The 18,322-nt window shown below is 52.3% G+C and carries 9 protein-coding genes; 2 read left to right on the top strand and 7 right to left on the bottom strand.

Going from position 1 to position 18,322, the window contains the following annotated elements; translation table 11 throughout:
• The first annotated feature begins 17 nt into the window (after nt 1–17).
• Nucleotides 18–1,202 carry an acetyl-CoA acetyltransferase gene (gene atoB / locus C4F37_RS03385; protein WP_001539142.1) on the top strand — a complete coding sequence of 395 codons (1,185 nt, stop codon included), beginning with the start codon at nt 18–20 and terminating at the stop codon, nt 1,200–1,202.
• A gap of 73 nt (nt 1,203–1,275) precedes the next feature.
• Here atoB and C4F37_RS03380 read toward each other — a convergent pair whose 3' ends face one another.
• From C4F37_RS03380 to gyrA, 6 genes are all read right to left on the bottom strand, one after another.
• Nucleotides 1,276–2,052 (bottom strand): YfaP family protein, encoded by a 777-nt coding sequence (locus tag C4F37_RS03380; RefSeq protein WP_001225879.1) that lies wholly within the window; start codon nt 2,050–2,052, stop codon nt 1,276–1,278.
• Between the two features lie 4 nt (nt 2,053–2,056).
• Entirely contained in the window at nt 2,057–3,706 is a 1,650-nt protein-coding gene (locus tag C4F37_RS03375; RefSeq protein WP_001539144.1) for a YfaQ family protein, read from the bottom strand.
• Nucleotides 3,707–8,221 carry an alpha-2-macroglobulin family protein gene (locus C4F37_RS03370; protein WP_023151516.1) on the bottom strand — a complete coding sequence of 1,505 codons (4,515 nt, stop codon included), beginning with the start codon at nt 8,219–8,221 and terminating at the stop codon, nt 3,707–3,709.
• A gap of 23 nt (nt 8,222–8,244) precedes the next feature.
• Entirely contained in the window at nt 8,245–8,868 is a 624-nt protein-coding gene (locus tag C4F37_RS03365) for a DUF1175 domain-containing protein (RefSeq protein ID WP_001297934.1), read from the bottom strand.
• Nucleotides 8,865–10,553, bottom strand: a complete 1,689-nt coding sequence (locus tag C4F37_RS03360) for a DUF2138 domain-containing protein (RefSeq protein WP_000012324.1) — start codon at nt 10,551–10,553, stop codon at nt 8,865–8,867. The genes C4F37_RS03365 and C4F37_RS03360 overlap by 4 nt, the downstream gene beginning before the upstream one ends.
• Before the next feature lie 148 nt (nt 10,554–10,701).
• Nucleotides 10,702–13,329, bottom strand: a complete 2,628-nt coding sequence (gene gyrA / locus C4F37_RS03355) for a DNA topoisomerase (ATP-hydrolyzing) subunit A (protein WP_001773998.1) — start codon at nt 13,327–13,329, stop codon at nt 10,702–10,704.
• A gap of 146 nt (nt 13,330–13,475) precedes the next feature.
• Between gyrA and ubiG the strand changes: the two genes are divergently transcribed.
• Nucleotides 13,476–14,198, top strand: a complete 723-nt coding sequence (gene ubiG, locus C4F37_RS03350) for a bifunctional 2-polyprenyl-6-hydroxyphenol methylase/3-demethylubiquinol 3-O-methyltransferase UbiG (RefSeq protein ID WP_000990765.1) — start codon at nt 13,476–13,478, stop codon at nt 14,196–14,198.
• Nucleotides 14,199–14,325: 127 nt separating this feature from the next.
• On the opposite strand, the gene yfaL is transcribed toward ubiG, so the two are convergent.
• The gene (gene yfaL / locus C4F37_RS03345) at nt 14,326–18,078 is read right to left on the bottom strand and encodes an AIDA-I family autotransporter adhesin YfaL/EhaC (protein WP_001220077.1); all 3,753 of its coding nucleotides are present in this window, start codon (nt 18,076–18,078) and stop codon (nt 14,326–14,328) included.
• Between the last annotated feature and the right edge of the window lie 244 nt (nt 18,079–18,322).

The raw sequence follows: 18,322 nt of genomic DNA, 5'->3' as shown, positions 1-18,322 counted from the left end.
GACAGAAGGAATATAAAATGAAAAATTGTGTCATCGTCAGTGCGGTACGTACTGCTATCGGTAGTTTTAACGGTTCACTCGCTTCCACCAGCGCCATCGACCTGGGGGCGACAGTAATTAAAGCCGCCATTGAACGTGCAAAAATCGATTCACTACACGTTGATGAAGTGATTATGGGTAACGTGTTGCAAGCCGGACTGGGGCAAAATCCGGCACGTCAGGCGCTGCTAAAAAGCGGACTGGCTGAAACGGTGTGCGGATTCACGGTCAATAAAGTGTGTGGTTCGGGTCTTAAAAGTGTGGCGCTTGCCGCCCAGGCAATTCAGGCAGGTCAGGCGCAGAGCATTGTGGCGGGGGGTATGGAAAATATGAGTTTAGCGCCCTACTTACTCGATGCAAAAGCACGCTCTGGTTATCGTCTTGGAGACGGACAGGTTTATGACGTAATCCTGCGCGATGGTCTGATGTGCGCCACCCATGGTTATCATATGGGGATTACCGCCGAAAACGTGGCTAAAGAGTACGGAATTACCCGTGAAATGCAGGATGAACTGGCGCTACATTCACAGCGTAAAGCGGCAGCCGCAATTGAGTCCGGTGCTTTTACAGCCGAAATCGTCCCGGTAAATGTTGTCACTCGGAAGAAAACCTTCGTCTTCAGTCAAGACGAATTCCCGAAAGCGGATTCTACGGCTGAAGCGTTAGGCGCATTGCGCCCGGCCTTCGATAAAGCAGGAACAGTCACCGCCGGGAACGCGTCTGGCATTAACGACGGTGCTGCCGCTCTGGTGATTATGGAAGAATCTTCGGCGCTGGCAGCAGGCCTGAATCCCCTGGCTCGCATTAAAAGTTATGCCAGCGGTGGCGTGCCCCCCGCATTGATGGGTATGGGGCCAGTACCTGCCACGCAAAAAGCGTTACAACTGGCGGGGCTGCAACTGGCGGATATTGATCTCATTGAGGCTAATGAAGCATTTGCTGCACAGTTCCTTGCCGTTGGGAAAACCCTGGGCTTTGAGCCTGAGAAAGTGAATGTCAACGGCGGGGCCATCGCGCTGGGGCATCCTATCGGTGCCAGTGGTGCTCGTATTCTGGTCACACTATTACATGCAATGCAGGCACGCGATAAAACGCTGGGGCTGGCAACACTGTGCATTGGTGGCGGCCAGGGAATTGCGATGGTGATTGAACGATTGAATTAACATGTAAAAACGCCCGATAGCGAAAGTCATCGGGCGTTTTCTTGAACATTGACAGTAAAGATAACCTCATTAATCACCAGTCAAAACTTTTCACCAGCGTCAGTTCGCCAGCATTACGCATCGGTACAATAAAAGTTTCCTGTTTCTCATTGACCGACCCTTCATCGGTGATCAGCGTCAGTTGGGCCGTAGTTAATTCCGTTTCGCTGCGTCCGCCATAGTAGTTGATATACACCTGATAACGGCCGTGAACTGGCGCTGGCATGGCGAAAATCTCGGGGCCGTACCCTGTCGTGACATCCATATCCAGTGCACCACTGTTTTTCAGCACGGTGTTACCGTACCAGGCATGTTCACCGTCAGGCGTAACGACATGAAGATCGAGGTCGGTATTGTCCGTATCCCACGAGAGAACCAGCCGTAAACGTGCGCGAATCGCCCCAGCACCCGGCGTTGAGTAAAACTGCATTTTTTGTCGGCTTTGCCCATCTGGGCTGATGACCTGCACGCTGTTGCTGCCTTCAGTGAAAATATAAGGGCGTGCAAAAGAACCATCTGATTCAATTCTCTGCGGCATACTGGCACCGTTGACCACCAGCCGGCCCTGCTGAACTTTACCCGCCGCAGCATAATTCTTTATTTTGCCGCGGATCTGCGCTGAGATATTTTGATCATCTGCCATGTTGACGGACGACGCCGGGTAATTGATCGTTTGTGAAAAACTGGCATCTTCACCCTCTGCCGGATGCCAGCCAGAGAGCGGTGCATCAATCTCGACTTCCTGCACACCTTCACTGTGAGCGACAGGCGAAAGCGCCACCAGTAACAACGGAAGAAAAATCTTTCGCATAGCATTAGTCCATTAATAATTGTCGGGTCAGCGTTTCGATATAGTTCTCATCAAGCCCGGTGGGATAACCATCAAAGGCCAGGTGCAGATACTCATGGGTTAAATCCAGCCGATCCTGAAGCGTAAAGAAGTTACGAATAAACAGCCGTTTCTGCTGCCGATCGGTATAGGGGAAACCTGAGACTAAACGACAGACCGCAAACACGTCTGGTTCGTTGTATCCCGTCTCACCTTGTAATATACGCCGCCACTGCGGCATTTTTTTCGCCAGCCAGGCTTTCGCTTTGGGTAATAACTGGCAGGTTGAGCGTGGCGCTCCCCAGCGGCTAAGGTTGTTGTCAGGATAAGCAAACGCAAGTATCTGATCGTAACGCTCTCCCTGCCCCGCCTGGGCAGTAGCGTGCCGCCAGGAAAGCGTCCCTTCGGTAACCCGGCTGCCATGATAATGAACCGGATCGCCCGCATAGATGAGATCCTGCGTCCAGGCGGTCATCGTCCGCGCGCCTACAGTGGCTGGCGAAGCTGAAACGCGCTGGGTAGCGCTACTGTCCGGGATGCTCAGGCAATCACCATCGCGATCAGCGTTTTGCTGTAAATACGTGCGAATCGCCACGGTCATGGCTTTCGCTGCCTCAGGAGGCGTACTTTTCGCCTCGCGATCCAGAACTCTGGCAACGTACTCTTCACGATCGAGATGCGACTGTAATTTCAGTTTGCCCTTTACCGTCAGTAACGTTGTCTCACCGTGGCTGACAAATGTCATGTGGTTACCATTGGCAAACGTCACACGATAGCGCCCATTGAGCACGCCTGGTTTGACTGCCGTCGTACTCTTTTCCTCAGTAACTTTCTTCAGCGGATAACGGGCAAACAGCTCCACCTCTACACATTGCCCACTGGCAACTTGCGTCGGCACTGGCAATACCCGATTAAGCACCGTCGCATAACGGGTCAGTACCGTTTTGCTGGTGCCACTGCCAGTAACCCACAGCGGTGTACCATCGGTTAACCAGCCGGCAAAACCACCCTGACGGATTTGCTGTTTATCATCGGCAAACCAGCTCCAGGTTTTCACCCGTACCCGACTACCGAGCATGGATGCGACACCGATTTTCGCCTCGTCCAGCACCACATCCAGTAAGACTTCCTGAGCTTTGTTTTGCGCGGGTAACGTCGCTAATGAATCAAGCAGCGATTTAACCGTTACCGAGGTTTCTGGTTTCAGCGTCGGAAGAGACGCTAACCACGCAGGTGCCTGACGCTGTTGCCAGTATTGCCCCCACATATCTGCACCAATATGCAACCGTTGCGGCGCAAAATAGAGTCCACAGGAGCGTACCAGCGCGGTATCGCGCGTTATGCTCTCCCCAGCCTGACAACAATAAACCTCTTCCGGGGAGTTTCCGCGACACTGGTAGGGCTGCTCCGGTTGATGGGTATCCTCCAGCCAGGCGTAAACATACAGTTTCCATAAACTCCCTAACGGCGTGGTGAGCGTGTCAGGTAATGCTGAGACTTTGGTCACGCCTGATGACGACATCTGATACAGTTGATCGTGCTGCGCACCGCGCAGCACCAGTTGTAACGGCGTCTCCTCCGCAAGCGTTGGCAGAGTAACCAACGCCAATAGCCAGACGATTCTGCGCCAGTTCACTTATTTCACCTGCATCCCGGTCCATTCACTCCCTGCCGCAACACTTTGCTGTGCAGGTGCATAGGAACGCACATAACGAGCAGGAGGCAGAACGAATTGCCCTTTTTGCGAGAAGCGCAGCAAATGGCGGAAAGTGACCGTTCCCGTCAGTTCTTTCACCGGCACCATATAGGCCAGTTCGCCCATTTCATTACGCGCTTTTTCCAGCAATTGCCCCTGCTGTTTTCCAGCGTTAGGTTTATTGACCGAAATGCCCCATGTTGTGCGCTCAACGTCGGCTCCCGGCGGGAGCGGTACTTCCACCTGACCATAGCGCAGAACTGCATCCTGCTCGCTGGTAAGCGTAATTTCATCGAGATACAGCGCATCGCTGTCAATCTCATTGCTGGTCACCGGCTGCAGAGTAAAGCTCATCTCTTCTTCACCGGGGATAAGCCGATACAACTGGCGTTCAACGGTCACCGGAATGTTACTTTGTTGAGCCGTTTTTGCCGGTTCACGCCAGCGGACCTGCACATTTTGCGGCGATAATTCGTCACCAAAAGAGAGAATGTCCGGCACACCCTGACCAACCCAACGCCAGTCTTCGCCCCCTCCAGTTAACTTATGTTTGGCCCATGCGCCCGCAGGCGCAGGCAACACAACTGGAGGCATCGTCGCCATATATTTCGCCAGCCAGTTCATGGCCAGCGCGCGCTCAATAGTGGATTGCTCAGCGGTCAAACCACTTAAAATAGCGGCCGCCTGGGTAGCGTCGCCACCGCTATTAAGCAGCACAACCGTGTGCGCCAGCGGCTGGTTACTGTTTGCCGCTTTATCCCACGCATATTGCTGAACCTGTGGCATCACAGTGGACTTCAACTGCGCTTTTTTCAGCAACGTCATGGTTAAGACGTTTGCCACCGCATCTGCCAGTGGAGATTCAGGTGTATCGAGGATCATGCTGTCATTGATATCGCTGGTGTCTACCTCAGAGAAATCTTTAGTTTTAGTTCCGCGCCGGGCGATAGCTTCATCCAACCCTTTCAACAACGTTTTGCACGGCAGATTCATCTCCTGCGCCCACGCCAGCACCAGCGCCCGATGCAATAACGGCATGTTATCCGCCTGCTCCGCGTAGCTGTCGAGCATATGCTGCCAGTATTCCGGTTGCTGCGTTACGCCGAGCGCCTGGCTGGCCTGCCAGTCGGCGTACCATGCCCATGCCGTGAGGAAGGCGTCGCCATTGCCATCTTCACCCCACCAGGTAAAGCGCGCTCCGGGCCCCGCCAGTTGCATCAGCCGCAGACGGTTATCCTGAATCATCTGACGAATGTCGTTAGCGGCGGCACTTTGATGATCGGCAAGCGAACGCCAGGCGAGACTGAGCGGGATCAGACGGCTACCGGTGTTGATCACGCCACCCCACGGTTCATCGACTAATGCATCAAGATTGTTACGGAAAATCTCCTGCGGCGTTTCGCTACTTTGTAGCCGGATATTGCTCGCCTGCTCGGGCAACGTCAGCGCATTATCGCCACCGCCGAGCATGACGTTTTTCTGTTGTTCAACGGGCCAGCTGTTATCCACAAAAGACAGTTTTGTGCTAATGCTGTCCTGTACTTGCCCATTTTGTTGCAGTTCTGCACTTAACAAGCCAGATTGCTGAATATTCTGCGTCAGCGAAATATAATTCGCCCCTTTGTGCAGCGTCAGCGTCTGGCGCATCTCAGCACCTGCAAATTTAGTCACCAGCGCCACCGGTTCGTTATCCTGCTGACTGAAGATAAACAGTCCTGCCGCCGGTTTGTCGCCCATGCGATACACCGTTGGCATACTCCATTTCATGTAGAGACTTTTTTCCGAACGCAGATAAGCACGCCCCTGCCCGACCAGCCCGTCGCCGTTCATCCCACGCGCGGTGATGCGCCAGCGGGTTAACGAATCAGGCATCAGGAACGTGAAATACGCTTTGCCTTGTTTATCGGTTGTGAGTGACGGCATCCAGGCCGCGGTATCCACCTCTTCACGCCGTGGACGTTCAAGCATTTTTACTCGCCGCTCGCTGCGGTTAGTCGCGCCAGGCGCAACCGGCTCGCTGGAGAGCGCCTGATCGTAGCTGATAAATGACAGGCTGGAGCTGGTACGCACATTGTTACGCCCCAGCGGATAGAAAAATTTGCCGATATTCGGCGCGATTTCCGGTTGCAGCGCGTAGATCATTTCATCGACCACGCCTACCGTTAACTGCGCAGAAACAGGTTTACCTTTCAGCGACGAGGTTAATTCGACATTGACCAGTTCACCAGGCTGGTAATGGGTTTTGTCCGTTTTCACCCGGATATCCAGCTGGGGAACGGCAACTTTAATCCCGGCGTTCTGAAAACTGTACTGACCGTTACGGGTATACAGCACCGAAAAAGTGATGTTAGGCGCAAAGGAATTGCTCACCGGTACGCGGGCTTCATACTGGGTATCGTTTAAACGTTGTAGCGTTAGCCAGTTTGCCGGATGCGATAGCAGCGACTTCTGTTCCACGCGATCGCGTTCTAGCGTCAATAATGCTTCATCAATTGGCTCCGGGAAGGTAATCAGCATCTTCGCGGTTTCGCCAGGCTGGTACAGCGTTTTATCTGCCACGATATCTACCGTACCAGTATGCGACGTGCTGCCCTTACCGCTGACTGCATGGCTTAACCCGGCGAGAATTAAGCCGTCTTTATCGCGTAATGTCAGATTGTAGTTGCCAGGTTTAGCGAAATTGACGGTAAAGGATTTGCCGCCTGACGGTAGCTCTCCGCTGTGGCTCGTGCGGTCTTCGAGACGCAACCATTCATACGTAACAGGAACCTGTTTTGAAGATTCCAGCGCGGCATAACGGAACACAACCAGCTCGCCGCTATTACTGTATTGTGCGGCGGTACTTAAAGAGTAATGCGCCAGGCCACGTTCAATGAGGATCTCTTTGGTGGTGGTAACTCGATACGCCGCGCCGTCACTGGCGGAGACGGTTAACAAATAACGGCTCGGTTTATCGGCGGCGGGGAGATTCAACGCCACATGACCATTATCGTCGGAAACCGTTTCACTGCCTTCCAGCGACACCGGGAAACGTCCTGCATAACGCAAATCGTTACCAACCATTGATAATTGCTGAGCGCGCAAACTTAACTGCACGCGAGCATTTTTTACCGGCTCGCCATCCGGGTAGAGCAGTTGCAGTTTGCCGCTGACCGCTTCGCCAGTTTTGAACTCTTTTTTATCGAGAGCTAAACCAATCTCAAAATGGGGTTTGATGTAGTTTGCCACGCGAAAACTGCTGCTATAGACCTGTTTGCGGTAAGCAAGACGTAACTCATAACCTCCGGCGACGGCATTTTCTGGCAGGCGGAAACTCCCCTGCCCGCCATTACGCGCATCCAGCGTGACATTGACGGTTTGCAACAGACTGCCGTTGGCGTCCAGCACCGAAAGCTTCGCCGGTGCGCTGACGATGGGGGATGAATGCAACGGATCGTGGAACTCGCGGCCCATCACTTTAACATCGACACGATCGCCTGCGCGATATAGCGGGCGATCGGTAAAGATATACAAGCGGGTGTTGTAGATTTCGCTTTCGTAGAAAAAGTTCTCGGAGACAAAAACGCCGCCTTCAGCATCCTTACCCAGAATATATGAACGTTCTGGCGATATATGTTGTAACTGCAAGGTACCGCTGCCATCGGTCACACCGCGGGTCATCACGCCAAGACCGTCAGTCCACAAGATCTCTGAGCCGGGCTTCGCTTCACCCTGTTTTTTCCCCGCGGTCCACACCAGAAGCTCGTTACCTGACACTTTGCTAAGCGCCACGGTATCGGAAACAAACACCACCGTCGTCGCCCGATACCCACCCACCATCGCCTCGACGAGGTACAGTCCCGGCTCTTGTTTGCCGAGAGGAATATAGATGTTGCCCGGCTGCGGCGAAATGAAATTGCTGGATGCGCCTTCCAGTTTTACCCCTTGTTGCGGCTCGACCGGTTTAGCCTGCCATAGTGGGTAACGGAACTGTTCCACTAGTGGATATTTTTTCAGCGGTGAAAACTGGTTGTTCTGTACATAACGGGAAGGTTTAATAATGGCATTACCGAGCTGTAATTCGGGTAACGCCTGAGTCACATTCTGCCGTGACTGAGAAGAGAAAGTACGCTGCATCACGCGGCGAGATTTGCCGTACCAGTTATCCCACAGCCAGGTCAGCGTATTGTTCAGTCCGTCGCCCAGATATTGCGGTTGCACCACAATGCGATGCAGGTTTTTCTGCTGGCGCAAAAATGCCATCGGGTCAGGAATACGATACAGGCGAACGTCCACGCCGCCGTACTCTTCCATCTGATAGCGCCGATAATCACGCCCCGGCGCTTCCAGTCGCACTTTCGCCTCTTCACTGCTGCTAAAACTGCTGTCAGCGAGCAAAAAGAATGTTCCCCCGGCGGGCGGCACATAGTTACTGGAAGGAAGCGAATCATCAGCATTAGCAAGCCCTGTTCCCACAAGAGACAGGGACAAGCACGCTGCTATCGCGCCAGAAAATTTAAACGATAAATGCCAATGAAATTGGGATTGGAATCGTTGGGTATCCATCGGGTGTCCTTCCATGTCATAAGTTGTTGCAGACTGACTGCGCGCATTCCGTTGTCAGTTTTCGTGGCGCTTCCGGTGTGGTAGATGATGTAACGCCCCATCCAGACCATTAAGTGCTGGGCATCGCCCTGATCGAAAAAAATCATATCGCCAGGCAGTGCCTGGTTTATGTCCTGGCCAATAAACTGGCTGTTGTACTGAATCAAATTAATCGCGGTCACATAGGGGCCGGTTTTCCCATTCCCCTGATTCCAGTTTTGCGCCAGTTGACGCTGTTCAGGTGTTAGCGTCATCTCTGGCGGCAAATACTGGTTAGATAAACCGTTACTTTTTAGCCATTTACTGTCGTGAACTTTCAGCGCCTCGTTCGCCGCAAATCGCACCAGGCCCGCGCAATCCTGTTGATACCAGCGTGGGCTTGGCCCCTGGCGGAGCTGTTCCTGTGCAATGCGCACAAACCACGCGCGAAACAGCCCGGATTGTTCGACATTTAGCATTTCACTATGGGCAACAACACAATACAGCCAGCAAATCAGCACCAGCAGCCCGTGTCTCATAGCGGTTGCCAGGTTATGGGTAGCCACTGCCAGGCGGCACCGGGTTCCATCTGGGCCAGCTTCATGACATAACGCGGTTGTTGAGATAAAGCGTCCAGCTTCGGCATTAATAAAGTTTGTGCGGCGTTATAAAAAACCGGTTCGAGATTCTTCGGCAGACTGGTCAGCGTTTCGTTACGCAGCAGTTTCGCCATTCCTTGTGGATTGATATAGAGCGGAACGATGCCATCAGTGGGTATTACATCCACCATTGCCGGGCGGGTTTTATTCAGTGCTTGAAGGGCGTTATTAACCAGCGTGTCATCGAGGGAGAAAAGCAGCGTTTTGTTTTGCATCGCCAGCGACACGCGGAAAAAATAATCCGACATTAATTGATCGGGTTGCGCCGCCTGCGCTTTCGGATACTGACCGTATCGGGAACTCACTTCGCGACGCCAGATTTGCGCTTCGCCCTGCTGAGTCTGGCTTACCGGCAAAACACCTTCTGGCGCTTTGCTTTCGTGCGCACCAATATTTTGCGTAAACAGTTTCCCTGGCAATTGCGCCTGTTCGGCAGTGCCATCAAACTGACCAACAAACAGTGGGGTTTGCAATTTTGAGTCTTCATACCAGCACAGCCCCGCGCCACCGTCTAACGCCCCATTCAGCTTGTCGTTTTCCTGGCTGATGTGCGAAAGCATCTCTTCGGCAATACCGTGTGAATACGGCACCGCCACACAGAAGCTGGCTCCGGCAGGCATACTGTTCCATACCTGCGTAAAATCGAAACTGGCATCTACGCTGGCGGATTCATCGTTTAACGCCAGAAAACTGTGCCAGCCGTCGTTACCCATTTCGAAGCGCACGCCAGCAAAAGAAGGCATTAATCGCTGGTAGCCAAACCCCAGCAACCTGGCGCTGACTACGATGCGCTGGCGTACTGGCGTTTTTTCGGCAGTACGCGCTTCCAGGCCAAAGCGGGTTTCCCAGCGTTTTTTACCACTCAACAAATCACTTGCGATCGCCGTAGCTTCGGTATCCTGTTGGTCATCTTTAAACAGCATATCCGAACTGGAAAACGCCAATATTTTGTCCTGATAAGTCGCAAACATCAGGACGTTATTGCCGTTATAGCGCAACTGATAAACAGGAATAGTTTCACTATTTATCTTGATGCTACTGATTTCCGTTTTACTTAACTGGCTGTCGCTGGTAGCGGCAAACAACAATGGCTCCAGCAGTTTGCTTAAACCACTGCGCTGGATAAGCACCATATAATGTGAAAGATGGCCTTGTTTATCGTGCCATAGCGCCGCCTGCGCAGGCTGATCTAAGAGTGACGAAAAGAGCTTATCTTTCAGCGTGAGATCGTGTTCATAGACAATGCGGCGAATGCTGCCTTCAATGCCCAGACGATCGGCATGATTCTGATAATAGAAAACGAAATCTTCGCTCAGAACATCGTGGAGAAACGGAATGGTAAGGAGATCTTTGGGAAGCTGGCTCAGAGAGTCGCTGTCGAGAAAGAGGTCCGGCTCATTGAGATCGATTTGCAGATTGTTGTGCACCACCAGTGGCGACAACGTTTTTTCTGGCCCACTGCCAGAGTATTGTAATGCCCATACGCCAGCGGATAGCAGCGCTATTGCCCCAAAACCAACAAGGCCATAAAACCGCCAGCCTTTCGCCTTTTTTTCACCACTCATTGCCACATTCCTTGTGTATAGCCAGCCATTTTTTACGGGCACAGCCAAACTTTACCGCGCCCTAATACGACAAAAGCCCAGACTTTACAGCCTGGACTTTTCAATTCAAAAAAGGGAGATGGCTCCCTTTTGGCATGAAGCGATGAAATTATTCTTCTTCTGGCTCGTCGTCAACGTCCACTTCCGGAGCGATTTCATCGTCCCCTTCCGCGGCACTGCCGTCGATGGTATCCAGATCTTCCTCGTCAACCGGTTCAGCAACACGTTGCAGACCCACCACGTTTTCATCTTCCGAAGTACGGATAAGGATTACGCCCTGGGTGTTACGGCCTACGATGCTGATTTCCGAAACGCGAGTACGTACCAGCGTACCGGCATCGGTGATCATCATGATCTGGTCGCAGTCATCTACCTGCACCGCGCCAACCACTAAACCGTTACGTTCGGTAACCTTGATGGAGATAACCCCTTTCGTCGCACGCGACTTGGTTGGGTATTCCGCCACTGCGGTACGTTTACCATAACCGTTCTGCGTTGCGGTGAGGATTGCGCCATCGCCACGAGGCACGATCAGAGAGACGACTTTATCGCCTTCGCCTAAACGAATACCACGAACACCGGTGGTGTTGCAGCCCATCGCACGGACAGAAGACTCTTTAAAGCGCACCACTTTACCTTCAGCGGAGAACAGCATTACTTCGTCTTCGCCGCTGGTCAGGTCAACGCCGATCAGCTCATCGCCTTCAACCAGTTTGATCGCCACTTTACCGGCGGTACGCAGACGGTTGAACTCGGTGAGGACGGTTTTCTTCACCGTACCGTTAGCGGTCGCCATGAAGACTTTCACGCCTTCTTCAAACTCGGTCACCGGCAGGATCGCGGTGATACGTTCGTCCTGTTCCAGCGGCAGCAGGTTGACGATCGGACGACCACGCGCGCCACGAGTAGCTTCTGGCAACTGGTAGACCTTCATCGAATAGACGCGGCCACGGCTGGAGAAGCACAGAATATGGTCGTGAGTGTTCGCCACCAGCAGTCGGTCGATAAAGTCTTCTTCTTTAATACGTGCGGCAGATTTACCTTTCCCGCCACGACGCTGCGCTTCATATTCAGAAAGCGGCTGATACTTCACGTAACCCTGGTGAGAAAGCGTGACCACCACATCTTCCTGGGTGATCAGATCTTCCAGGTTGATGTCGGCGCTGTTAGCGGTGATTTCGGTACGACGTTTGTCACCGAACTGTTCACGAACCAGCTCCAGCTCTTCACGGATCACTTCCATCAGACGATCGGCGCTACCAAGAATACGCAACAGTTCCGCAATCTGATCCAGCAGCTCTTTGTATTCGTCGAGCAGTTTTTCGTGCTCAAGGCCGGTCAGTTTCTGCAGACGCAGATCCAGAATCGCCTGAGCTTGCTGTTCGGTCAGGTAGTACAGACCATCACGCACGCCGAACTCTGGCTCCAGCCATTCCGGACGCGCAGCATCGTCGCCCGCACGTTCCAGCATCGCAGCAACGTTGCCCAGCTGCCACGGATTTGCAACCAGCGCGGTTTTCGCTTCTGCAGGCGTCGGCGCATGACGGATCAGTTCGATGATCGGGTCGATGTTCGCCAGCGCCACGGCTAATGCTTCAAGGATATGAGCACGATCGCGAGCTTTACGCAGTTCGAAAATAGTACGACGGGTCACTACTTCACGGCGGTGACGAACAAACGCCGCGATGATGTCTTTCAGGTTCATGATCTTCGGCTGACCATGGTGCAATGCCACCATGTTGATACCGAAAGAAACCTGCAACTGGGTCTGGGAGTAGAGGTTGTTGAGCACAACTTCACCGACCGCATCGCGTTTCACTTCAATCACGATGCGCATACCGTCTTTGTCAGACTCGTCACGCAGCGCGCTGATGCCTTCCACGCGTTTTTCTTTTACCAGTTCCGCAATCTTCTCGATCAGGCGCGCTTTGTTTACCTGATACGGAATTTCGTGGACGATAATGGTTTCACGTCCGGTTTTGGCGTCAACTTCTACTTCGGCACGGGCGCGGATATATACCTTGCCGCGACCGGTACGGTAAGCTTCTTCAATACCGCGACGACCGTTAATGATTGCCGCCGTCGGGAAGTCCGGCCCCGGGATGTGTTCCATCAGCCCTTCAATGCTGATGTCTTCATCATCGATATACGCCAGACAACCGTTGATGACTTCCGTCAGGTTGTGCGGCGGGATGTTGGTTGCCATACCTACGGCGATACCGGAAGAACCGTTCACCAGCAGGTTAGGAATTTTGGTTGGCATGACGTCCGGAATTTTTTCCGTACCGTCATAGTTATCAACGAAATCGACCGTCTCTTTTTCGAGATCGGCCATCAGTTCATGGGCAATTTTCGCCAGACGGATTTCCGTATAACGCATTGCCGCCGCAGAGTCGCCGTCGATAGAACCGAAGTTACCCTGACCGTCTACCAGCATATAACGCAGCGAGAATGGCTGCGCCATGCGGACGATCGTGTTATAGACCGCCAAGTCACCATGGGGATGGTATTTACCGATTACGTCACCAACGACACGGGCAGATTTTTTATAGGCTTTGTTCCAGTCATTGCCTAGTACGTTCATGGCGTAAAGTACGCGACGGTGTACCGGCTTCAGGCCATCTCGGACATCTGGCAGCGCACGGCCAACAATGACCGACATCGCATAATCCAGATAGGAGCTCTTCAGCTCTTCCTCAATGTTGACCGGTGTAATTTCTCTCGCAAGGTCGCTCATCTAACCGCTATCCCTCTACTGTATCCCGGATTCAAAGGTCGCAAATTATAACACAGCCGCGCAGTTTGAGGTAAACCTATACGCTTTATTCACATCCAATGCCTGATATACTCGTTTGTCTTGCCAATTACGGAGTAGAAGTGCCAATGAATGCCGAAAAATCGCCGGTAAACCATAACGTAGACCACGAAGAGATCGCTAAATTTGAAGCCGTCGCCTCCCGCTGGTGGGATCTGGAAGGTGAGTTCAAACCGCTGCACCGCATTAACCCGCTGCGTCTGGGCTATATTGCCGAGCGTGCTGGCGGTTTATTTGGCAAAAAGGTGCTCGATGTCGGTTGTGGCGGCGGCATTCTGGCCGAGAGTATGGCGCGCGAAGGCGCGACGGTGACCGGTCTGGATATGGGCTTTGAGCCATTGCAGGTGGCAAAACTGCACGCACTGGAAAGCGGCATTCAGGTGGATTACGTGCAGGAAACCGTGGAAGAGCACGCGGCAAAACATGCCGGGCAGTATGATGTGGTGACCTGCATGGAGATGCTGGAGCACGTCCCCGATCCGCAGTCAGTGGTCAGAGCCTGTGCGCAACTGGTGAAACCAGGCGGCGATGTCTTTTTCTCGACACTTAACCGCAACGGCAAGTCATGGCTGATGGCGGTGGTTGGTGCGGAATATATTTTGCGCATGGTGCCCAAAGGCACGCATGATGTGAAGAAGTTTATTAAACCGGCAGAATTGCTGGGCTGGGTGGATCAGACCAGTTTAAAAGAGCGGCATATCACTGGGCTGCATTACAACCCGATCACTAATACTTTTAAACTCGGCCCCGGCGTGGATGTGAACTATATGCTGCACACGCAGAATAAGTGAGGTTGATGTTTGGCCGCGCCAATGCCTGATGCGACGCTTGCCGCGTCTTATCAGGCCTACAAATGCTCCCCGTAGGCCGGATAAGGCGTTTACGCCGCATCCGGCAACCGTGCCGACTAGACAGTGATTACCATTTCACCGTCATCGACAAAAACCCTGCCGTCTGGGCAAAATCATCACTCCCTTTCTGCCACGCCACGCTGCCGCGCAGGGACACTCGCTGACTGATATTGCCCGTGACTCCCACTTTTATTTCACCCCGTTGCTTCACCGCATCGTCACTGATAGTGCTGCCATCCTCTTCAATTTCCGTCGAATGGGGATCGTGATAATAATTCAGATCTAATGTTGGTATGACATGAACAGCGGTACGCCATTCGCTGTGTAAACCCAGCCGCGTCTGAATATCATCACCCTGCGATTGTGACACGCGCGCACGGTTAGCGGCGGTAAAATCATCCTGCTGCACGCCCTGATAAATCACCTGCGCCTGCGGTTCAATCACCACACCACGCCCCGGTAACCACTGATACCCCGCCTCCAGCGAGGCGATAATCCCCGACGAGTGGTAATGATCTGTGCCATCTTCTTGTTCGGAAACATCATTGCTAAACCACGCGTATTGCAGCCAGCTATCTAGCCAGGCCCCTTGCTTCTGATTACCGTGCTGAAACCAGCTTGATGTCAGCCCAACGGCATAACCGTGGTTCTGGTTATCGGCGCGAGTTCCGGTCATATTCGAGCGGCTGTCGCCCTGGTTATCGCTGTAGCCACCAACAATCCCAAGCATCCACTCGCCATCCGTGCCCCAGCGCCCGCTAAACAGATCGCCGCTAAGTTGCACCGTAGAAGTGTCTTCATGTTGAGCCAGTTGCCCCGCTGCTGTGTAATGATAATCTCCGCCGATAACACGTAAATTCAGCGTCTGACCATCGCCACCTGCGTGATCGCGTCGCTCCATCATAAACGCCTGATTTGCCGCCCGCAGGTTATTGAGATAACCGCCAACTTTGGCATTCAACACCGGCTGGTAAGCAGGCGTAGGTTCCGGGTCGGGTGTTGGATCAGGATCCGGCGTGGGATCAGGATCGGGAGTCGGGTCTGGATCAGGTGGCGATGGCGGCGTTACTTCTTGCGATCGCAGATACCAGTCGTTGTTATCTTCCACCAGCGTGTAGTCATACGCTCCCATATTGACGTAGCCGCTGCCTGCCAGACTGAACTGCGCATTGTTTTGAAACTGCGTGGGATCAGCTGCGAAATCAACCACTTTAATGCCTGTCGATGTCGGCTCACCAATCCCTGTAATGGAGTTAACCACCACAGTTGTGTTGCCAGCAGTATTACCGTTCATCACCAATTGATCGCTTACCGAGTCATCGCCGTTTAATTCGCTATCGAGCAGTAGCGTACCGCCGCCGGTATAATCACCGTTTACCGTCAGCGTATCGCCAGCGACGCCATTTTGCAGGCTAACCGCACCGGACGTATTGGTCAGATTGCCATTAACCGTCACGTTGGAAAGATAAGTCAGGCTGTCAGTTTCAAGGTTGGTATTAAGCTCACCTGTCAACGTCACACCATCGGTGGCATTCACCAGCGTCCCATCGCCGTTAAATAGTGAGGCATTAAGGGCGACGGAAGTATCCTGCCCGGTCAGGCGCAAAACCGTACCATCGCTGATGTCGATAGTGCCGCTGGAAATAGCATCAATTGACTGAATATCCTGATCCGCGCCAGTAACGAACGTTGCCCCATCACCAACCCACAGTGACGAAGCATAAGGAAGGATATCAGCAACATCACCTTTCAGGGTGCCTTCTTCGACACGTACCGCCGACTGCGTTGTACCGCTGGCGGTCAGCTCCAGTGTACCAGCCCCCGTTTTAGTCAATGTGCTACCCTCATCCTGATGCTGCCCGCTGCTGTCAGCCATCAGTGCGCCCCACTGCGTGTCTACCCCCGCATCAACTGCCACTTCACCGTCGGCGCGCATTTCAATATCACGTCCGTGGCCTGCCGCATCTGAACGCGTGTCAACGTCGGAGGTAATCTCCATCACGCTTTCTTGTTGCTTATCGGTAAAGATAACCTGGCGGTTATAGTGGGTATCTCCAAGCTGCGAGTTGTCGCTCACCATCAGCGTACCGGAGGCGATTTGTGTTGTGCCCAAATAACTATTATTGTTTGCCAGACTTACCTGCCCGTCGCTCGCATCGACCACCACGTAGACGCCATCTTTCCCGTCGCCGCCGATATGCAAATTGTCGCCACCTGCAAGATCTACCACATCCTGACTGCCGATAACCGTTCCGCTGCTGCCACTGACTTCAAGGCCATCGTTGTATGATGTGCCGCTCTGCCAGGTGGAGAAATCAGAGAGATCGAGCACACCGCCGTTTAACACGATCGACTGCGGATCGTCCTGGAGAGCGGTAAGATCTGCCGCGTCGCCTTCCAGCGAAAGCACCGCACCATCATCAACGACTATATCGCCGGTTAGCGCCATCGACTGCGCCCCTGCCAGCACGTAGCTGCCGTTTTGCGCAATGGTGAGCTGACCAGCACCTTCGATGATGCCAGCAAAACTGCCCTGATTAACAGTAACGTTGCCACCAGCATCGATATTTAAAGTGCCATTCTGAAAGCCCGTCAATGCGTGCACAAAAGTTTGTTGGGTCGAGCCAACGTTTAGCTCAGCCTGATTCTGATACTGATCAATACTCCCTATCGTCAGACCGTAGCAGTCTTGCGGATCGTCCTGGCAATGCGTATCGCCGACATTCATCAGGGAGTTGCTGCGGCCCAGGGTAACTTCACCGTTTTCAATCTGCATCTCACCAGTAAAGTCATTGTTATCTGCATTAAGTACCAGATCGCCGGAACCTGTTTTGGTGATTAACCCGGTACCAGCAATAGAGTCAACAGCTCCGTCATTCTCTGTATTGCCAATAACCAGCGTTTTTCCGTCGGCAATATCAAAGGTAACTTCACTTAAGCCGAGATACATAAAGCCACCCGCCGCAGAGGAAGGACCATCTCCATAGCCTGCTGCGCTATTGTTCTCATCGACTAACACGCCTCCGTTCTGGCTGTAGCTGTCATCAACAGAAATATCAATAAGATAGGGAGCCGTCACGCTATTGGTATATATCGCCCCGCCATAACCTTCGGCAGTGTTATTTGTAAAGGCAGTGTTATTTACTATCGTATAACCTGAAGGATGCTTGCTGTCGCTATTATTATCGGTAACATCGATTGCCCCGCCATCGCCATCACTGTAACTTGTTGATGTATATGCCTGGTTGTTATCAAAAATAACATCACTTAAATAAACGTCATTATTAATGGTATAAATTGCGCCACCTTTGCCATCATTAGCGATGTTATTGCGAAACATGGCGTTAGTGACACGTAAATCGACGGCACCAGTATCGTTAGTACCAGAAGAATAGATTGCGCCACCATAGCCGCCTGCGACGTTACCGGAAAAAATAACATCAGTAAGATTCAGCGTTGAGTTTTCTTTAGCAAATATGGCCCCGCCGTTATTATATTCTCCTGTAACGGTGTTATTGGCAAACAGAGTCATTCCAGTTTCATTTTCTGGTAATAGTGAAAATTCCGCTCCTTGTTGCAAAAATACGGCCCCACCGCTGGCGTTATTGGTCATATCCGAAAAAACCAGCCATTGCCCATCAGCGATACTCCAGTCCTGCGTAATGCCTGAAAGGCTTTGCCTGCTGGCCTGACAACTCGCTTTGACATCATATCCCTGGCATGAATCAGTGACCGCCGCGACACCGTTAGCAGAGAAAAGAGATGCAATCATTGACGGGAGTAAAGATAAATACTCCTTGCGTAGAAAGATAATCCGCATATTAATCTAACCATCATTTTCTATAAGACGGCGTATTTAATCGCATTATACGATATGGAATATCTTTCTTTTGTAAATTGTTCAACCCGGTGCAATGGCTATTTTGTTATTATTTGATGAATAATATCAGTGCGTCATAATTCAAGTTAATAACCTTCAGGGATATCAGTTATATTTAAACTAAATTAAAGTCATGAATAATTTTCTTATAATATAAGGTAAATTAACAAAATGGCTTAGCATT

The organism is Escherichia sp. R1 (assembly GCF_003000935.1).
GTDB lineage: Bacteria > Pseudomonadota > Gammaproteobacteria > Enterobacterales > Enterobacteriaceae > Escherichia > Escherichia coli.
Note: the sequence above shows the minus strand (reverse complement) of the source record. Positions and strands in the feature narration are given on the sequence as shown.

Coding starts and splice junctions, on each gene's coding strand:
- gyrA (WP_001773998.1), bottom strand. CDS start 13,329: ATGAGCGACCTTGCGAGAGAAATTACACCGGTCAACATTGAGGAAGAG.
- atoB (WP_001539142.1), top strand. CDS start 18: ATGAAAAATTGTGTCATCGTCAGTGCGGTACGTACTGCTATCGGTAGT.
- C4F37_RS03365 (WP_001297934.1), bottom strand. CDS start 8,868: ATGAGACACGGGCTGCTGGTGCTGATTTGCTGGCTGTATTGTGTTGTT.
- ubiG (WP_000990765.1), top strand. CDS start 13,476: ATGAATGCCGAAAAATCGCCGGTAAACCATAACGTAGACCACGAAGAG.
- C4F37_RS03360 (WP_000012324.1), bottom strand. CDS start 10,553: ATGAGTGGTGAAAAAAAGGCGAAAGGCTGGCGGTTTTATGGCCTTGTT.
- yfaL (WP_001220077.1), bottom strand. CDS start 18,078: ATGCGGATTATCTTTCTACGCAAGGAGTATTTATCTTTACTCCCGTCA.
- C4F37_RS03380 (WP_001225879.1), bottom strand. CDS start 2,052: ATGCGAAAGATTTTTCTTCCGTTGTTACTGGTGGCGCTTTCGCCTGTC.